We start from the raw sequence: 18,035 nt of genomic DNA on the forward strand, positions 1-18,035 counted from the left end.
ATGAGCCCGCGTGCGTGCCTCCGGCGATCGCCTGGTTTCCTGTCCTGGTTCGGCAGGGGCGGTCTCGGAGGTGTCGTTCTGCTGTGGGGGCTGGTCTTTGGCGCGCTGCTGGCAACGCCGGCCGGTGCGAAGGCCGGGGTGGCCGAGCGCGAGCTGATCCTCGCGGTGCTGGCGCACCGGGGCGAGGATGCCGCGCGCGAACAGTGGACGCCTTTCGCCGAGTACCTGGAGCAGGCGCTGGAGGCCATTCAGGTCCGCCTGGTGCCGGTCGACAATGATGCCCTGCAGGCGGGTGCGGCCGAGGGTCGCTTTGACCTGGTCCTGACCAACCCCGGCTCCTACGTGATGCTGGAGCAGCGTCACGGCATCTCCCGTATCGCGACCATGCTCCCGGCCGAGGTCGGGCGCGAGGAAGACCGTTTTGGGGCTGTGATCATCGCGCGCGAGGACCGCACGGACCTGGTCGAGCTGAGCGACCTGGTCGGGCAGCGGGTCTCCGCGGTCCACCCCGACGGCTTTGGCGGCTGGTGGATGGCCTGGCGGGAACTCGAGGCCGCCGGGCTGGATGTCGAGACCGATCTGGATCGCGTGGTATTCACGGGCTTCCCGGTTTCCCGGGGACTGGATCTGCTGCTGGCGGGCGAGGTGGATGCCGCGACCTTTCGCACCGGGATCCTCGAAGACCTGCGCGAGCAGGGCGACCCACGGGTCGAGCAAGTGCGTCTGATCGGCGAGCGGGCCGTGCCCCGCTTCCCCTACCGGACCTCGACCCGTCTGTACCCGGAGTGGCCGCTGGCGATGCGCGGCGATCTCGATGTGGATATCGCTCAGGCAGTGCTGCGCGCCCTTCTGGCGCTGGATGCCGAGCACCCGGTGAGCCAGGCGGTCGGGATTACGGGCTGGGCCGCGCCGCGTTCCTACGAGGACGTGCAGGGCCTGATGTACGACCTGGGCGTGGGGCTTTACGCCCCCGAGCCGTTCGCCGTGCTGCGATGGGCGCGCGACAACCTGGCGGCGTTACTCGCCGTCCTGGCGGCAGGTATCGCGGCGATCCTCCTGTACGTGCTGCGGGTACATGCCCGTATGCGCATCGCCGGGCACAACCTGCGCCGGGCGATGGGCGCGATCCCGAACGCGGTGATTACGCTGGATGCCCGTGGCGGGATCGTCTATATGAACCCTGCGGCCGAGCAGATGGCGGGGCTGGTCCGTCTGCAGGCACTGGGGTGCAGCCTGGATCAGGTCCTGGACCTGCGCGAGATGGGGACCGATCGGCCGCTGGGTGCAGACCGATCCCAGCCGCTCGCCAAACATCTGGGCGAGCATACCGAGGCACGCTTGGTGACGCCCAGCGGCCACGAACGGATCGTGCGCATCGACCGCACAGCGCTGGATCCGGTGGCGGGCAGTTCGGTGCGCACCCTGCTCGTGCTGGCCGATATCTCCGAGGAACGCGAGTTGGTGGACCGGCTTGTGCATGAAGCGAGCCACGATCCGCTCACCGGTCTCTTGAACCGGCGCGCATTCGAGCGCGAGATGCAGCACGCGATGGACAATGCCCGGGAATACTCGTCGGTGGCGAGCCTGCTGCTGGTGGATCTGGATTATTTCAAGGCGGTAAACGATCGCCATGGCCACCGGGTGGGCGACGAGCTTCTGCGCCGGGTGGCGACGATCCTGCGGCAGCTGACGCGATCGCGCGATGCCGTGTCCCGGATCGGGGGCGACGAGTTTGCGGTGATCGCGTACGAGACCGATGCCGAGCAGGCCCGGGTCCTGGGGCAGCGGATCTGCAGTGCGTTGGGCGACCGGCCGTTGCAGGTCGAGGCGCGGGACGTCACCATTGGGGCCTCGGTGGGTGTGGTGCAACTGGGCGAGACGCTGCCGAGTGTGGATGCGGCCTTCGTGGCCGCCGATCGCGCTTGTTACACCGCCAAGAACGAGGGACGGGGCCAGGTTGGTGTGGCCCGCAAGGCGGATATTCACCCCATTACCGGTTCCTGACGCCTAGGGAAACACAGATTAATGTACACACTCGCGTTGGCACCCCAGGTTTTCCGAGACAAGGCGTGGTGCGTAGCGGGTAGTGGTTCTACCCGCCCGTTTTTGATGAATGCGGGGCGCAACGCAGGATCGGGGCACCTGGGGTGCCAACCCCGCAACTCACTCACTGCAGGGGCTCGGCTGCCCGTTGTTATCAAAAACGGGCGCGCGTACGGCGTTGCGGCTCCCTTGTGCAGAATGACTGCACGGCAGTCACCGCGCCTTGTTCGCACGCAAAAGCGACTCGAGCGCGAGCGTGTACATTGATCCGTGTTTCCCGAGGTCGGGCGCGGCGAAAAAGGAATCGTATGTCGGTTGTTTCCCGTTTACGCATGGGGTTGGCGGCCCTGATGGTACTGACGCTTTCCGGCTGTGCGACCGTGCCCAGCGAAGATCGTCATCCGGACGACCCCTGGGAGTCGTACAACCGGGTGGTGTTCGAGATCAACGACGACTTTGACCAGGCCCTGCTGCGCCCGGCCGCAGTCCAGTATCGGCGGCTGCCGCAGCCCGTCCAGACCGGGGTAGGCAATTTTTTCTCCAACCTCAATGACTTCACGGTCCTGTTCAACAACCTGTTGCAGGGCAACCTGGACAACGCCGCCTCGGATACCGGGCGCATCATGTTCAATACGACCTTCGGTCTGCTCGGCCTGATCGATGTCGCGACTCCCATGGGCCTCGAGAAGAACAACGAGGACTTCGGTCAGACCCTGGGTGCCTGGGGCGTGGCACGTGGCCCGTACCTGCAGCTGCCGCTGCTTGGCCCCAGTACCGCGCGCGATGCCCCGGCGCGTCTGGTTGACGGCTATACAAGCCCCCTCTATCACACAAATCTGCGCACCGATCACACCGGTTGGTGGGTGGGTCTGATCGCGCTGGATGTGGTTGATATGCGCGCCGGATTGATACCGACCGAGCGTATGCTGGCGCAGATCTCCGACGATCGATACATCGCCATGCGCGAGGCCTATCTGCAGCGCCGCGACTTCCTGGTGCGCGGGGCGTCGGACGAGCGCGCAACCGAGATGCTGGATGAACTCGACGAGCTCGAGGCCCTGGAGGCGATGGAAGCCGAGGAGGACATGGATTGAACAGCCTCTGGACGATGCTGGACATCCTGCGTCTGCGCAGTGGCCCGCAGGACCTGCCGCCCGATAACGCTACGCTGATCTTCTGGCTCGGGATTGCCCTGGTCACGGGCATGGCGGTCGGCATCCCGATGTACGGCACGGGCCAGGCCCTGGTCCTGAATGTGCTCGATCTCGCCGTGCTGTATATGTTTATCGTCGTGGTGCTGCGCATGGGGGGTGTGCCTGACCGCTGGCTGCAGACCTTTACCGCAATGGCCGGCACCGGGGCCCTTCTGGGCCTGCTGATGGCCTTGTTGATGCTGATCGATGCCCCGACCGACCCGGAGGAGGTCTCCACCGGGGCCCTGCTGGCCCTGCTGACGCTGGTGGGCTGGCTGCTGCTGGTGTTCGGGCACATCCTGCAACAGGCCCTGGAGCTGGGCAGCCGCTTTGTCGGCATGCTGATTGCGCTGGGGTATGTGGTGGTCTCCAGTGTGATCACCCAGGTGGCCCTGGGAGCGCTGTAGTGAGCACGGGCCAGCTGCATATCCTCGGTATTGGCGGGACCTTTATGGGCGGGCTGGCCCAGCTTGCCCGGGCGCGCGGCTACGAGGTCACCGGATCCGACCAGAAGCTGTACCCGCCGATGAGCGAACAGCTGGAGCAGGCCGGTATCCACTACCACGAGGGGCATGACCCGGCGACCCTGCCGGAGCAAGGGCCGGTCGTGGTCGGCAACGTGATGACCCGCGGTATGCCGGTCATCGAGGCCCTGCTCGATCGCGGCCTGTCCTACACCTCCGGCCCGCAGTGGCTGGCCGAGCATGTGCTGCATGATCGCTGGGTGCTGGCGGTGGCCGGTACCCACGGCAAGACGACGACCGCCAGCCTGCTGGCCTGGATCCTGGAACATGCCGGGCTGAGCCCGGGATTCCTGATCGGGGGCGTGCCCGGAAACTTTGGCGTCAGCGCGCGGATGGGCGAGACCCCGTTCTTCGTGATCGAGGCGGACGAGTACGACTCTGCATTCTTCGACAAGCGTGCCAAGTTCGTCCACTACCGGCCGCGTACCCTGGTACTGAACAACCTCGAGTTCGACCATGCAGACATCTACCCGGACCTGGCCGCGATCGAGCGTCAGTTCCATCACCTGGTTCGTACCATCCCCGGCCAGGGCCTGATCCTGGCGCCCGCAGGTGATGCCGCGCTGGAGCGCGTGCTGGAGATGGGCTGCTGGACGCCGGTGGAGCGCATCACCACCGACCCGGACACCGGGGATACGGTGTCCCTGGTGGCGCGGCCTTTGAATGACGATGCCTCGGAGTTCGAGGTGCTGGCCAACGGGGTGGCCCAGGGGCGCGTGGCCTGGGAGATGACGGGGCAGCACAATCTTTCCAATGCCCTGGCCGCGCTCGGGGCGGCCCGCCATGCCGGGGTACCGCTGGCCGCGGGGATCGCGGCCCTGCCGGCCTTCCGCGGTGTGCGGCGGCGCCAGGAGTTGCGCGCCGAGATCGACGGGATCCGCGTAATCGACGACTTCGCCCATCACCCGACCGCGATCCGCCTGACCCTCGAGGGCCTGCGCGGCCGCGTCGCCCCCGGCGGACGCCTGATCGCGGTGCTGGAGCCGCGTTCCAACACCATGCGCATGGGGGTGCATGCCGACGCACTGGGGGCCGCCCTGGAGCGCGCGGACGCAGTGCATCTTTATCATGCCCCGGAGATCGACTGGTCCACCGAGGGTCTGCAGCGAAAGCTCGGCGGTCGGCTGTCGGTGGCGCGCGAGATCGAATCCCTGTTGCAGGGGATTCTTGCCACGGCGCGCCCCGGCGATACGCTGGTCATTATGAGCAATGGTGGTTTCGATGGCCTGCACCAGCGCCTGATCGCCGGGTTGCAGTCACGTGAACCCTCGGGGACCCCCGCATGAGTGGAAAGCCGCGTTCGATCGCCCTGGCCCTGACCGGTGCCTCCGGCGCGCCCTACGGGCTGCGCCTGCTGGAGTGCCTGGTACAGGCGGGGGTGCAGGTGCATCTGATGCTGTCGAAACCGGCACAAGTGGTGCTGGGGCTGGAGACTGATCTCGACGTACCCGGGCGTCCGGCCGAGATCGCTCGCTTTTTCGCCGAGCGTCATGGGGCTGCCGATGGACAGATCCGCTGCTATGGCCCGGAGCAGTGGACCGCACCGGTGGCCAGCGGCTCGGCGGTGCCTGAGGCGATGGTGGTCTGCCCCTGCACCACGGCGACCGTATCGGCCATCGCGACCGGGGCCTCGCGCGGGCTGATCGAACGCGCGGCGGATGTGGTGCTCAAGGAGCGGCGCAGGCTGGTGCTGGTGGTACGCGAGACGCCGTTCTCCGAGATCCACCTGGAGAACATGCTGCGCCTGGCGCGCATGGGTGCGGTGGTCATGCCGGCCAACCCGGCCTTTTATCATCGGCCGCAATCCATCGACGATCTGGTTGATTTCATGGTGGCGCGAGTACTGGACCATCTGGACATCGAACATGCCCTGGGCCCGCGCTGGGGCGAGGCGTCGTTGCCGCCGGAGGGCCCGGCATGACAACTCTGCCACTGTTCCCGCTGAATACCGTGCTGTTTCCGGAGGGGCTGCTGCCGCTGCGGATCTTCGAGACGCGCTATCTCGACATGGTGCGCCGCTGCCTGCGCGAGGATGACCGCTTCGTGATCGTCGCGATCGAGCCGGACACCGAGTCCGGTGCGCCCCGTCCGGAGGCGGAGACGGACCCGTCCGTCGGCTTCCACCCGATCGGGACCGAGGTCGCGATCGTCGACTGGGACCAGCGGCCGGACGGCCTGCTCGGGATCCTCGTCAAGGGCGAGCGTCGCCACCAGCTTCACAACCCGCGCCGCGCCGAGGACGGCCTCTGGCTGGCGGAGGTCGAGCCTTTGCAGGAGCGCCCCGATGTCAGCCTGCCGGTGGACTATGCCTCACTGGCGGATCTGCTCGAGCGGCTGCTGGACCAGCTCGGCACGCCCTGGTCACACCTGGAGCGTCGTTTTGACGATTCCTCCTGGGTGGTCGGACGGCTGACGGAGCTGCTGCCGATCGATCTCGAGATCAAGCAGCAGCTGCTGGAGGCGGACGACCCGATCGAGCGCCTGGAGCGCCTGCGAGCGGCCATGCTCGCGGCATCGAAATCCTGAAACCCTGCGGCGGGGCTGTTAAGGTTTCGGCACACACTTTCATTGGAGCCCGCCATCATGGCCGTTCAGGAACTCACGCAGGATACGTTCGAATCCACGATCACCGGCAACAACATTGTCATTCTGGACTTCTGGGCCCCCTGGTGCGGCCCGTGTCAGCAGTTCGCCCCGACCTTCGAGGCGGCCTCCGAGCAGCATTCCGACGTCGTCTTCGCCAAGGTGAACACCGACGAGGAGCAGGGGATCGCCGGGGCGTTCCAGATCCGTTCCATCCCGACGCTGATGATCTTCCGCGAGCAGATCATCGTCTTCTCCCAGCCGGGCGTGCTGTCCGCCGGGCAACTGGACGAGGTGCTGGGCAAGGTGCGCGAGCTGGACATGGACCAGGTGCGTGCCGACGTCGAACGCCAGCAGCAGGAGCAGCAGGCTGGCCAGGCCTGATTACCTTCTGACGCGAAACCTATAGTCCTAAACGAGCGCCCCCATGCTGACGGTCATGACCCAGATGGGGGCGCTCATCGTTGCGGGCGTCGTCTGGCGCCTGTTGCGCCCCGGCGGGCTGGACGCCGACACCGCCCGCCGGGTGCTCACCACCCTGGTCTACTACCTGCTGCTGCCCGCGCTGGTGCTGCAGGTGCTGTGGACCGCCCCCCTGGGACTCGACTCGCTGCGCATCGCCCTGGTGGCCGGCACGACCGTGCTGGCGATGGTGGCCGTGACCCTGCTCGCTTGCCGACTTTGCCTGGCAGAACGCGCGGCGGTCGGGGCGATGCTGCTGGCCGCGGCCTGGCCGAATGCCACCTACCTGGGGCTCCCCGTACTCGATAGTCTGTTCGGCGATGCCGGCCGGGCGGTGGCGATCCAGTACGACCTGTTCGCCTGCCTGCCCCTGGTGCTGACGCTGGGGATCCTGCTGGCCAGGCGTTACGGGGACCCGGAGGCGGTCCGGCTGTATGGCGGCGGCGGGGCCATTCGCGGGCTGGTCGCTGTCCCCTCGATCTGGGCGGCGGTCCTGGGCGTGGCGCTGAACCTGGCCGGTCTGCCGCTGGTGACCTGGCTGGATACCTGGCTCGGCTTCCTGGCTGACTCGGTCGCCCCCCTGATGCTGTTCTCGCTGGGGCTGGCGCTGGTGTTCGACCGTTTCCGCGGCCGCGATCTGCGCCCCCTGGTGATGGTGTCCGTCATCCAGTTGCTGATCGCACCGCTGTTCGCGCTCGGCCTGGTCTGGTGGGTCGGGCTGGAGGGTGTGCCCGGGATTGGTTCGGTGCTCGAGGCGGCGATGCCGGCGATGGTCCTGGGGCTCGTGTTCTGTGATCGCTTCCGGCTCGATACCGGCCTGTATGCGGCCGCGGTCACGCTGACGACGGCGCTGTCGCTGGTGACACTCCCGCTGTGGTTCGCCATCGCCGGGTATCTGATCCCTGGGGGGTGACAGTGCGCGCGGGCCGGCCCCGGCGATTGGTTACAGCGATCGGCTACAATTGGCGGGTGAAGAGACACCCCGCTCCACCCACCTCCGGTCCCGGCACTCGCTGATGGTCCTTCCCGTTGCTGCGGTCATCGGCGGTCTGGTACTGCTGACCTGGAGTGCCGACCGCTTCGTGTTCGGTGCCTCGGCGTTCGCGCGTAGCGTGGGCGTGAGTGCCCTGCTGGTCGGGTTGACCATTGTCGCCTTCGGTACCTCGGCCCCGGAGATCGTCGTGTCCGTACTGGCGACGCTGCAGGGCAACCCGGGCCTCGCGGTGGGTAATGCGATCGGCTCGAACATCGCGAATATCGGGCTGGTGCTGGCGATGGCGGCGCTGGTGGCGCCGCTCGTTATCGGGCACGGCCTGGTGCGCCGCGAGCTACCGATCCTGATGGGGGTGAGTCTGGCTGTCCTGTTTCTGCTGCTGGACGGCGAGCTGGGCCGCCTGGAGGGCGGGCTTCTGATTTCGGGGTTGCTGCTGGTGACCGCCTGGGTGATCCATATCGCGCGGCGTGCGCAGGCGCTGGATCCGGCCGAGGCGCCTGAAGAGGTGCGTGGCATGGTCGAGGCCATTCCGGCGGCCACCTCTACCGGTCGCGCCCTGGGCTGGCTGGGCCTTGGTCTGGCGCTGCTGATTGCCAGCAGCCAGCTGGTCGTCTGGGGTGCGGTGGGGATTGCGGAGCAGCTGGGCATCAGTGACCTGGTGATTGGCCTGACCATCGTGGCCATCGGGACTAGCCTGCCGGAACTGGCGACTTCCCTGGTGGCGGCCTTTCGCCGCGAGGCGGGATTGGCGATCGGCAACGTGATCGGTTCCAATCTGTTCAACCTGCTGGCCGTGCTGGCAGTCCCCGCGCTGATTGCGCCGCTGGCGATCGAGCCCGAGGTGCTGGTCCGCGACTACCCGGTGATGCTCGGCATGACCGCCACGCTGTTCGTCTTTGCCCTGGCGCGAGGCAGCCAGCTGCGGCGCTGGCAGGGGGGGCTTCTGCTCGTGGTGTTCGCGGGCTACCTTGTCCATCTCGGAATGACGGCAACCGCATGAATTTCAATCCTGATACCACTCGCAAGCTGGCCCTGGCGGTCCTGAACGATGAGGCCGAGGCCGTGCGTCGACTGGCCGACCGCGTGGACGATGCGTTCCTGGAGGCCTGTCGCCACATCCTCGAGTGCCGCGGCCGGGTCGTGGTGACCGGCATGGGCAAGTCCGGCCATATCGGCTCCAAGCTGGCGGCCACCCTGGCCTCCACCGGGACCCCGGCGTTTTTCGTCCACCCCGGCGAGGCCAGCCACGGCGATCTTGGCATGATTACCCGTGACGACGTGGTGATCGCCCTGTCCAATTCCGGCGAGACCGACGAGCTGCTGACCATCCTGCCGTTGATCCGGCGGCTGGACGTACCGCTGATCGCGCTGACCGGCAATCCCGGGTCGCGGCTGGGGCAGGATGCCACCGTGCACCTGGATGTCTCGGTCGAGCGCGAGGCTTGCCCGCTGGGCCTGGCCCCGACCTCCAGCACCACGGCCGCGCTGGCGATGAGCGATGCCCTGGCGGTCGCGGTGCTGGATGCGCGCGGCTTTACCGCCGACGATTTTGCCCGCTCGCATCCCGGCGGCCGACTGGGGCGGCGGTTGCTGGTCCATGTCGCGGACATCATGCATACCGGTGACGCGATCCCGCGCGTGGGTCCCGAGGCCCCGCTGAAGGACGCCCTGTTCGAGATTACGCGCAAGGGGCTGGGGCTGGTGATCGTCGCCGATCCCGAGGCGCATATCCTCGGCGTGTTTACCGATGGCGACCTCCGACGCACGCTGGATCGTGGCGAAAGCCTGGAGGCGCTGACCATCGGCCAGGTGATGACGCGGGGCGGACATGCCGCCCGCCCGCAGTGGCTGGCCGTGGAGGCCCTGGAGACCATGGAGAGCAAGCGGATCAATGCCCTGCCGGTGGTGGATGACGACCAGAGGCTGGTCGGGGTGCTGAACATGCACGACCTGCTGCGCGCGGGGGTGGCCTGATGGACCGTCACGACGAGGCCCTGCACAGCCGCCAGGCGGCGGTGCGTCTGCTGATCCTGGATGTCGACGGCGTGCTGACCGATGGCAGCCTGTTCATGGGGGATGCCGGCGAGCAGTACAAGGCCTTTCATTCGCGCGACGGGCACGGCATCCGTCTGGCACTGGACGGAGGGCTGGAGGTCGCGATCCTGACCGGACGCACCTCCGGGGTGGTCGAGCACCGCATGCGGGACCTCGGTGTGCAGCATCTGGTGCAGGGGCGGCGCGACAAGGGGGCCGCACTGCACGAGTTGCTGGAGCAGAGCGGCCACGCGCCCGACGAGGCCGCCTTCGTGGGCGACGACATCGTCGATCTGCCGGCGATGCGCCGTGTGGGGCTCGGCATCGCGGTGGCGGATTCCCACCCGTTGGTATTGCAGCATGCACATTGGGTTACGCAGGCCCCCGGCGGTCGCGGCGCGGTGCGCGAGGTCTGCGAGGGCCTGCTGGCGGCCCAGGGGCGGCTGGAGGCCCTGTTCGCGGAGTACGTCGACGGATGAAGTGGGTGGCCGGACCGGTGGCGCTGATCCTGTTGCCAATGGCGGCGCTGGTGGCCGGCGCTGTTGCCAGCGAGCACGAGCCGGAGGGCGAGGTGACGCTGGAGATCGAGGGCTTCACGCTGCACGCGACTGGCGAGGACGGCGAGTTGAGTCACCGCCTGCGCGGGACGCGTCTGCGCGAGTTTGGCCGCGACGGCCCGCAGCTGATCGACGACCCCGACCTGGATATCTTTGACGCTGGCGGCATCGAATGGCACTGGACTGCGCCCGAGGCGCTGCACCGACCGATGGACGAGATCCTGGACCTGATCGGCCCCACGCGGGGGGTGCAGCCCGAGCGTGACGAGCGCGTGCGCACGGTGATTGAATCCGCCGATGTGAAGGTGGCGACCGACACCATGATCGCCACCTCCGATGCCCCGTCGACGCTGGAGCAGCCTGGCCTTTTCCAGCGGGGCACGGGTCTGCGCGTCGACTCGCGAGGGGATACCATAGAGCTGTTCCATGACGTGTACACGCTCTACAGCGAGTCGGGCGAGGAGGAAGCCGCAAATGACTGAACGTGGTGGGTCGTCGCTCGCCCGGGCCGGATGGCCCGTGCTGCTGGGCAGTGCCTTGTTGCTGCTGGCCGCGCCGGTCATTGCCCAGCAGCAGCCCCTGCCGGTGGAGATTACCGCCGATCGTGCGGAGATGGACGACCGGCGGGGCGTAAGCACTTATACCGGTGATGTGGTGGTGATTCGCGGGGACATGACACTGGAGGCCGACAAGGTCTATGTGCGCAGCCGCGACCGACGCCCTTACGAGATGGAGGCCCACGGCGAGCCTGCGCGGCTGGAGTCCCCGGACCCGGAGACGGGCGAGATGCGCATCGCCACCGCGCTGCGCATCGACTACCTGCTGAACGAGGACCGGGTGATCCTGACCGACCAGGCGCATGTGGTCACGGCAGCCGAGGAAGCGCGCGGCAAGCGCATCGTCTACGACCTGGAGACGGATGTGATCGAGGCCGAGCGTGGCGAGGCCGATGACGAGCGTGTACGTATCAGGATCCAGCCCCGCGAAGACGACGAATGAACGAGCTCGACACCAGCGCGCCCGCCGCGGCCGGTGGCGAATCTGCGCCGATGGCCGGCTATCTGACCGGCCGCGAGCTGACCAAGCGCTATGGCAAGCGTACGGTGCTGGATCGTGTCGACGTCGATCTGGCACCAGGGGAGGTCGTGGGCCTGCTGGGACCGAACGGCGCAGGCAAGACCACCTGTTTCTACAGCCTGGTCGGCCTGATCCGGCCCAATCGTGGCCGCATCACGCTGGGTGACCGGGACATCACCCGGGCCCCGATTCATTCGCGGGCCCGAGCCGGGCTGGGCTACCTGCCGCAGGAGGCCTCGATCTTCCGTCGGCTGAGTGTTTGGGACAACCTGCAGGCGGTGCTGGAGCTGCGCTCGGAGCTCGACCGCCACGAGCGACGCCGCATCGGCGATGCCCTGATCGAGGAGTTCCAGCTGGAGACCGTGCGCCACAGCCCTGGGATTGCCCTGTCCGGGGGCGAGCGTCGCCGCGCCGAGATCGCGCGGGCACTGGCCGGTGACCCGCGCTTTATCTGCCTGGACGAACCGTTTGCCGGCGTGGATCCGATTTCCGTGGGTGATATCCAGGCCGTGATTGGGCATCTGGCCCAGCGCGGGATCGGTGTGCTGATTTCCGACCACAACGTGCGCGAGACCCTCGGAATCTGCGACAGGGCCTATATTCTTAGTGAGGGCCGCATCCTGAGCGCCGGGACCCCGCAGGAGCTGCTGGACGACCCCCAGGTGCGCCGCGTGTATCTCGGAGAAAACTTTCGACTGTGAACATTGATCAGTGTTTCCTTAAGATGATCTTGATGGTCACCATGGACCTCAAACCGCGATGCTGAAACCCGGGCTCAATCTGCAGCTGGGGCAGACGCTGACGATGACCCCGCAGCTGCAACAGGCGATCCGTCTGCTGCAGCTTTCCACGCTGGAGTTGCAGGCGGAGATCCAGCAGGCGCTGGAAAGCAACCCCATGCTCGAGCAGGTGGAGGACGAGGGCGAGGAGGCCCCGCCCGAGCGCCCGGAGGAAGGGGGCGAACGGGTCGACGGGGATCGCATGCAGGCCGACACGGCTGGCGATGACGTGATCCCCGAGGAGTTGAGCACCGACAGTCGCTGGGACGACATCTACGAGCCCGCCCCGAGCCCACGCGGCCTGGACGACCGCGACCCGCTGGAGAATACCTCCGACGGCGAGGACGAGGGCCTGCAGGATCACCTGCTCTGGCAGCTGCATCTGAGCCACCTGACCCCACGAGACCAACGGATCGGGGCGGCGCTGATCGACGCGATCAGCCCGGACGGCTATCTGGACAGTGAACTCGAGGCGCTGGCGGAGATGATCAGCCAGGGCGAAGACGAGCCCGTGGGGGTCGACGAGGTCGAGGCGGTGCTGCACTGGATTCAGCAGTGCGACCCGCTGGGCGTCGGTGCGCGGGACCTGCGCGAGTGCCTGGAGATCCAGCTGCGCCATTTGGCGCCGGATGCCCCGGCGCGTGACGCGGCTCGAGCCATCCTGGAAAACGGCATGGAGAGCCTGGCCAAGCGGGACTACCGAGCCCTGCAGCGCCAGTCCGGCGTGCGCGACCCGGACGAGCTGGCGCGGGCGCTGGACCTGATCCGCACCCTGAATCCGCGGCCCGGTGCCCAGATCAGCGAGTCCACTTCGGAATATGTGGTGCCGGATGTCTATGTCCGCCATGACCGCGATGGCTGGCGCGTGGACTTGAACCCGGAGATTGCGCCGCGCATTCGCATCAACGATCTCTATGCGGGCATGGTGCGGCAGGTCTCCGATGCGCGTGATAGCGCGTTTATGCGCGATCAGTTGCAGGAGGCGCGCTGGTTCCTGAAGAGCCTGCACAGCCGGAACGACACCCTGCTGCGGGTCGCCCAGGCCATCGTCGTGCGCCAGCAGGGGTTTCTCGAGCATGGTGAGGTTGCCATGCAACCGCTGATCCTGCGCGATATCGCCGAGACCCTGGAGATGCACGAATCGACCATCTCGAGGGTGACTACACAGAAATACATGCACACCCCGCGTGGGGTATTCGAGTTCAAGTACTTCTTTTCCAGTCATGTTGGCACAGCCGATGGCGGCGAATGCTCGGCGACCGCGATCCGTGCCATGATTCGGGAATTGATTGGTGGCGAGACCCCGAACAAGCCACTGAGTGATGCAAAACTGGCCCAGATCCTGTCGGATCGGGGCATTAATGTGGCCCGACGCACCGTGGCCAAGTACCGCGAGGCTATGCACATACCGTCTTCCAGCGAACGCCGGCAGATGGCGAGTATGCCCAGTGGAACCAAGCAAAAAGGAGCCTGACCATGCAGATCAACCTGACCGGCCATCACGTCGATATCACCGACGCCCTGCGCGACTACGTGAACGAAAAGTTCGCGAAGCTGGAACGCCACTTCGACAAAGTGATCGACGTGCATGTGGTGCTGACCCACGAGAAAAACCAGAACCTGAACAACAAGGCGGAGGCCAATCTCCAGGTCAGCGGCAATCACATCCACGCCGAAGCCAGTCACGAGGATATGTATGCGGCGATTGATGGCCTGATCGACAAGGTGGATCGTCAGCTGATCAAGCACAAGGAAAAGGTCAAGGACCATCACCGCGCCGAGGGTGCCCAGCGCAACCGCGAACAGGCCCTTTAACGCAATGACCATTGCCGAGCTGATCACCCGCGCCCGTATCCGGCTGGAGCCCGAGTGTTCCAGCCAGAAACGGGCGCTCGAGACCCTGGCCGAGTTGCTGGCCGTCGGCGGCGAGGAGTCCGCCGGCCCGGCCAGCGGGGCCATCTTCGAGGCCCTGTCTGCCCGCGAGAAGCTTGGCTCCACCGGTCTGGGGCATGGCGTGGCCATCCCGCATGGGCGTCTGGCCGAGCTCGATGCCCCCCGGGTCGCGGTCCTGCGGCTGGACCAGGGGGTCGACTTCGACGCCATGGATCACGAACCCGTGGACATCCTGATCGCACTGCTGGTGCCCGAGGCGGCGACCAGCGCGCACCTGGACCTGCTGGCGCAGCTGGCGCGCGGTCTCTCGCAGCCCGACAATATCGCCTCGCTGCGCCGTGCCGGCGACGCGGACGCCCTGGAACGCGAACTGACCCGGGCCTTCGGCGACGCCTGAACATGGCTCTCCCGGCAGTACTTTCTCTCTTACGACGCCCCGTGCCAGCACTGCCGGAGATTCGTGCATGAACGAGGCACTGGGAGAGGGCGGCATCGCGCGCGACATCACCGTAGAGGTCCTGATCCAGGCGATGGGCAATCGCCTGGATCTGCGCTACGTACACGGCGAGCAGGTCGCACCGGATCGCAACCTGGTCGGCGGTGACGGCGACGACCTGCCCCTCGCCGGGCACCTCAACCTGATCCGGCCTAACCGTATCCAGGTGATCGGCGATTTCGAGGCGCGCTATATCGCGCGGCTGAGCGATGATCAGCGCGAGCAACTGATCCTGGAGATGGCCCGCACCGGGACGACCGCGGTGATCTTCGCCGAGGACACCTGCCCGTTCTCGGAGATGCCGGACGTCCCCGATGAGCAGCTGCCGCTGATCTTGTGCTCCTCGACCAGCAGCCACGAGATTATCTCCCTGCTGCGCTATTTCCTGCAGCAGCGGCTGGCCCATTTCGAGGTGCGCCATGGCGTGTTCATGGAGATCCTCGGCATTGGCGTGCTGATCAGCGGGGCCTCCAGCGTGGGCAAGAGCGAGGTGGCGCTCGAGCTGATCTCGCGCGGGCACCGGCTGATCGCCGACGACGCACCGGAGTTTGCCCGCATCGCCCCGGATATCGTGCGCGGACACTGCCCGGCCCTGTTGCAGGATCTGCTCGAGGTCCGCGGGCTGGGCGTGCTGAACGTCCGCGCCATGTACGGGGATTCGGCGATCAAGGGCGGCAAGTATCTGCGGCTGATTATCGACCTGCGCGACCACGGCGAGCCCTCGCCGGTGCCGGATGACCGCCTGAATGGCCGCCGCGGGGAGATCGGCATCCTCGGGCTGCGTATCCCGCTGATCAGCCTGCCGGTCGCGCCGGGGCGCAACATCGCGGTGATGATCGAGGCGGCGGTGCGCAACCACATGTTGCACATGCAGGGCTATGTCGCCGGCGACGACCTGCGCGCACGTCAGCGCCGGCAGATGAGCGGCGAGCCCGAGGAGCCGCCGTACCACCGCGCGATCCCTGCAACCACCGTCCCCAACCCGGACCCGGAGGGCTGAATGCGACTCCTGCTGGTCAGTGGTCTGTCGGGCTCCGGCAAGACGGTCGCCCTGCATACGCTGGAGGACGCCGGCTATTTCTGTGTCGACAACCTGCCGCTGCCGCTGCTGCCCGGGCTGATCGAACAGGTCCGCAGTGGCGATTACGACGCGGACGAAGACCGGCATCTGGCGGTCGGGGTGGATGTCCGCAGCGGGCTGACGGCGCTCGAGGGCTTTGCCGACCTCCTGCGCGAGCTCCGGGGCAAGGGGATGCAGGTCGAGGTGATGTTTCTGCAGGCCTCCAGCGAGGTCCTGCTGCGCCGCTATCACCTGACGCGGCGCCGACACCCACTGGCGCGCGACGGCGTGCCACTGGTGGACGCGATCGAGCGCGAACGTGACTGGCTCGGCCATGTTGCGGCCGAGGCGGATCTGACCGTGGACACCTCCCGTCTGTCGATGCACGATCTCGCGCGCACCCTGCGCGACCGCGTCGGGCTGCTGGGCGAGGAGCGCCTGTCCCTGCTTTTTCAGTCATTCGGGTTCAAGCACGGGGCCCCGCTGGACTCCGACTTCGTGTTCGACGTGCGCTGTCTGCCCAACCCGCACTACGAGCGCGATCTGGCGCCATTGACTGGCCGCGATGCGGCTGTTTGCGAGTTTCTTGCGCGCCATGGCGAGGTCGAGGAGATGTATGACGGGATCCAGGGCTTTCTCGAACAGTGGGTCCCGCGGATCCGGCAGGATCACCGCAGCTATGTGACCGTTTCGATCGGGTGCACCGGCGGCCGTCACCGCTCGGTTTATCTTGTGGAGCGGCTGGCGGCTGCCTGGCGGGGGCGCGAACATGTTACTGTTAGCACCCGTCACCGCGAGCTATCCCTGCCCCTCGAATCGGAGTGAGTCCATGGGCGTTGGTCTGATCCTGATCACGCATCAAAACCTCGGCGACACCCTGCTGCAGACGGCCCAGAGCATGCTGGGCGACCTGCCCGAGGATTGCGAGTCCATGGCGATGTCGCAGAATGACGACCCCGACGAGGTGCTGGCGCGCGCGAGGGCGCGCCTGGGCGAGCTGGATTCCGGCTCCGGCGTGCTGATCCTGACCGACATGTTTGGCTCCACCCCATCCAATGTGGCCAGTCGCGTGGCCCGGGGCGCGAACGCCCGCGTCATTGCCGGGATCAACCTGCCGATGCTGATCCGTGTGCTGAACTACCGCCATCTGCCGCTGACGGAGCTGGTCAACAAGGCCCTGTCCGGCGGGCACGATGGCATCCTTCTTTGTGACCAGGAGTGTTCGGATGCCGCAGCGCGAAGTCCCCATCGTTAATCGTCTGGGGATGCATGCGCGTGCGGCGGCCAAGTTCGTGAGCCTGGCCAGCCAGTACGCGTCCGATGTGACCGTCTCCCGGAACGCCCAGGAGGTCAACGGCAAGAGCATCATGGGGGTGATGATGCTGGCAGCGGCGCAGGGCTCCGAGGTTACCATCACCACCGACGGCGAGGACGCCGAAGAGGCCCTCGACGCCCTCACCGAACTCGTCGCCAACCGCTTCGGCGAGGACGCCTAGCCCCTCTCCTGCCGCCATGCCTTTACGAGGCTGTGTCTAGTTCGATCTCGGGTGTTTACGGTGGCTTCGGTCCGCCGCCTGCCTGCGCTGTCTCGCCAGCGCGCCGCGCCCGTTTTTGATCAACAACGGGCTTTCTTGCTTGCCCAAGAAAGTACCCGTCGAGGCGCACCCGGATTCCGCCCGGGGACCTTGCTCCAGGGCCCTCGGGCCGGCGGCGCTGAAACTCGCTGCGCCTTCGGCTCCGCTGAGACAGTCAGCGCCCCCGTTTTTATTTTGAATCGTCCGTCCCGAGAACCCTTCCGCAAGGGGCTTCATACGGGGGGATGAAGGTCAAAACACAAGCTGTCCCTACGCCTGCAGCCAACTCCAACGCCGTAGGGTGCGGTTGAGCGCAGCGAAACGCACCGTTCCGACGGTCGGGGCAAACCCTGATGCGATTCGCTGCGCTCATCACATCCTACGATGGGGTCTGGCGCCCGCTGGCGGACGCGGCACGCCAAGGCCGAAGGCCGAGCGTGCCGAAGATGTCGGAAGACCCAGCCTCCATCCATGTGCTACGTCGCTGGGGCAGCCGTTTTTTGGACCTTCACCCCCGTTGTCGTCGCGCCGAGTGGAGAGGGTTTTCGCGGGACGATTCAAAATAGAAACGGGGGCGCTGACTGTCTCAGCGAAGCCAAAGGCGCAGCGAGTTTCAGCGCCGCCCGCGAAAAGCCTCGGAGCGAGGGAAAGCCCGGCCCGCACAGCGGGCCGGGGTCGCGGCAGTCGGGCGTGTTTCTTGGGTACTTCTTTGCACGAGCAAAGAAGCCAGTTGTTGATCTAAAACGGGCGCGGCGCGCTGGCGAGT

General features: G+C 66.8%; 21 protein-coding genes. All 21 read left to right on the plus strand.

Annotated elements, in window-relative coordinates:
- The 21 genes from F467_RS0104035 to F467_RS0104135 all read left to right on the plus strand — a co-directional run bounded on the left by F467_RS0104035 (position 1) and on the right by F467_RS0104135 (position 17,191).
- The gene (locus F467_RS0104035; RefSeq protein ID WP_018137620.1) at positions 1-2,004 is read left to right on the plus strand and encodes a diguanylate cyclase; all 2,004 of its coding nucleotides are present in this window, start codon (positions 1-3) and stop codon (positions 2,002-2,004) included.
- A 347-nt stretch (positions 2,005-2,351) separates the two neighbouring features.
- A complete protein-coding gene (locus tag F467_RS0104040; protein WP_038038428.1) occupies positions 2,352-3,137 on the plus strand; it encodes a VacJ family lipoprotein in 786 nt (261 codons plus the stop codon).
- Entirely contained in the window at positions 3,134-3,643 is a 510-nt protein-coding gene (locus tag F467_RS0104045; protein WP_018137769.1) for a hypothetical protein, read from the plus strand. Before F467_RS0104040 ends, F467_RS0104045 begins: the two co-directional genes overlap by 4 nt.
- Positions 3,643-5,046 carry a UDP-N-acetylmuramate:L-alanyl-gamma-D-glutamyl-meso-diaminopimelate ligase gene (gene mpl / locus F467_RS0104050; RefSeq protein WP_018137770.1) on the plus strand — a complete coding sequence of 468 codons (1,404 nt, stop codon included), beginning with the start codon at positions 3,643-3,645 and terminating at the stop codon, positions 5,044-5,046. The genes F467_RS0104045 and mpl overlap by 1 nt, the downstream gene beginning before the upstream one ends.
- On the plus strand, positions 5,043-5,681 hold the full coding sequence (locus tag F467_RS0104055) for a flavin prenyltransferase UbiX (protein ID WP_012981773.1): 639 nt from the start codon (positions 5,043-5,045) through the stop codon (positions 5,679-5,681). Before mpl ends, F467_RS0104055 begins: the two co-directional genes overlap by 4 nt.
- The gene (locus F467_RS0104060; RefSeq protein ID WP_012981774.1) at positions 5,678-6,286 is read left to right on the plus strand and encodes an LON peptidase substrate-binding domain-containing protein; all 609 of its coding nucleotides are present in this window, start codon (positions 5,678-5,680) and stop codon (positions 6,284-6,286) included. The genes F467_RS0104055 and F467_RS0104060 overlap by 4 nt, the downstream gene beginning before the upstream one ends.
- Positions 6,287-6,343: 57 nt before the next feature.
- Positions 6,344-6,727: a thioredoxin gene (gene trxA / locus F467_RS0104065; RefSeq protein WP_012981775.1), complete on the plus strand. Its 384-nt coding sequence runs from the start codon at positions 6,344-6,346 to the stop codon at positions 6,725-6,727.
- 43 nt (positions 6,728-6,770) lie between these two features.
- Entirely contained in the window at positions 6,771-7,718 is a 948-nt protein-coding gene (locus F467_RS0104070; RefSeq protein WP_012981776.1) for an AEC family transporter, read from the plus strand.
- Positions 7,719-7,821: 103 nt separating this feature from the next.
- Complete coding sequence (locus F467_RS0104075) at positions 7,822-8,799, plus strand: calcium/sodium antiporter (RefSeq protein ID WP_018137771.1); 978 nt, start codon at positions 7,822-7,824, stop codon at positions 8,797-8,799.
- Positions 8,796-9,773 carry a KpsF/GutQ family sugar-phosphate isomerase gene (locus tag F467_RS0104080; protein WP_012981778.1) on the plus strand — a complete coding sequence of 326 codons (978 nt, stop codon included), beginning with the start codon at positions 8,796-8,798 and terminating at the stop codon, positions 9,771-9,773. The genes F467_RS0104075 and F467_RS0104080 overlap by 4 nt, the downstream gene beginning before the upstream one ends.
- Positions 9,773-10,312, plus strand: a complete 540-nt coding sequence (gene kdsC, locus F467_RS0104085; RefSeq protein ID WP_012981779.1) for a 3-deoxy-manno-octulosonate-8-phosphatase KdsC — start codon at positions 9,773-9,775, stop codon at positions 10,310-10,312. The genes F467_RS0104080 and kdsC overlap by 1 nt, the downstream gene beginning before the upstream one ends.
- Positions 10,309-10,872 carry an LPS export ABC transporter periplasmic protein LptC gene (gene lptC / locus F467_RS0104090; protein WP_018137772.1) on the plus strand — a complete coding sequence of 188 codons (564 nt, stop codon included), beginning with the start codon at positions 10,309-10,311 and terminating at the stop codon, positions 10,870-10,872. Before kdsC ends, lptC begins: the two co-directional genes overlap by 4 nt.
- A complete protein-coding gene (lptA, locus tag F467_RS0104095) occupies positions 10,865-11,389 on the plus strand; it encodes a lipopolysaccharide transport periplasmic protein LptA (protein WP_038048885.1) in 525 nt (174 codons plus the stop codon). The genes lptC and lptA overlap by 8 nt, the downstream gene beginning before the upstream one ends.
- A gap of 50 nt (positions 11,390-11,439) precedes the next feature.
- Positions 11,440-12,168: an LPS export ABC transporter ATP-binding protein gene (gene lptB / locus F467_RS0104100; protein WP_012981782.1), complete on the plus strand. Its 729-nt coding sequence runs from the start codon at positions 11,440-11,442 to the stop codon at positions 12,166-12,168.
- A gap of 58 nt (positions 12,169-12,226) precedes the next feature.
- On the plus strand, positions 12,227-13,720 hold the full coding sequence (locus tag F467_RS0104105; protein WP_012981783.1) for an RNA polymerase factor sigma-54: 1,494 nt from the start codon (positions 12,227-12,229) through the stop codon (positions 13,718-13,720).
- A gap of 2 nt (positions 13,721-13,722) precedes the next feature.
- The gene (gene hpf, locus F467_RS0104110; protein WP_012981784.1) at positions 13,723-14,061 is read left to right on the plus strand and encodes a ribosome hibernation-promoting factor, HPF/YfiA family; all 339 of its coding nucleotides are present in this window, start codon (positions 13,723-13,725) and stop codon (positions 14,059-14,061) included.
- 4 nt (positions 14,062-14,065) lie between these two features.
- A complete protein-coding gene (locus F467_RS0104115; RefSeq protein WP_012981785.1) occupies positions 14,066-14,536 on the plus strand; it encodes a PTS sugar transporter subunit IIA in 471 nt (156 codons plus the stop codon).
- A 67-nt stretch (positions 14,537-14,603) separates the two neighbouring features.
- Complete coding sequence (gene hprK, locus F467_RS0104120; protein WP_018137775.1) at positions 14,604-15,635, plus strand: HPr(Ser) kinase/phosphatase; 1,032 nt, start codon at positions 14,604-14,606, stop codon at positions 15,633-15,635.
- The gene (rapZ, locus tag F467_RS0104125; protein WP_018137776.1) at positions 15,636-16,520 is read left to right on the plus strand and encodes an RNase adapter RapZ; all 885 of its coding nucleotides are present in this window, start codon (positions 15,636-15,638) and stop codon (positions 16,518-16,520) included.
- A gap of 4 nt (positions 16,521-16,524) precedes the next feature.
- Positions 16,525-16,950, plus strand: coding sequence for a PTS sugar transporter subunit IIA (locus tag F467_RS0104130; RefSeq protein WP_018137777.1), 426 nt, complete (start codon positions 16,525-16,527; stop codon positions 16,948-16,950).
- The gene (locus F467_RS0104135; RefSeq protein ID WP_012981789.1) at positions 16,922-17,191 is read left to right on the plus strand and encodes an HPr family phosphocarrier protein; all 270 of its coding nucleotides are present in this window, start codon (positions 16,922-16,924) and stop codon (positions 17,189-17,191) included. The genes F467_RS0104130 and F467_RS0104135 overlap by 29 nt, the downstream gene beginning before the upstream one ends.
- Positions 17,192-18,035: the final 844 nt, after the last annotated feature.

The organism is Thioalkalivibrio sp. ALJ12 (assembly GCF_000378305.1).
Taxonomy (GTDB): Bacteria; Pseudomonadota; Gammaproteobacteria; order Ectothiorhodospirales; family Ectothiorhodospiraceae; genus Thioalkalivibrio.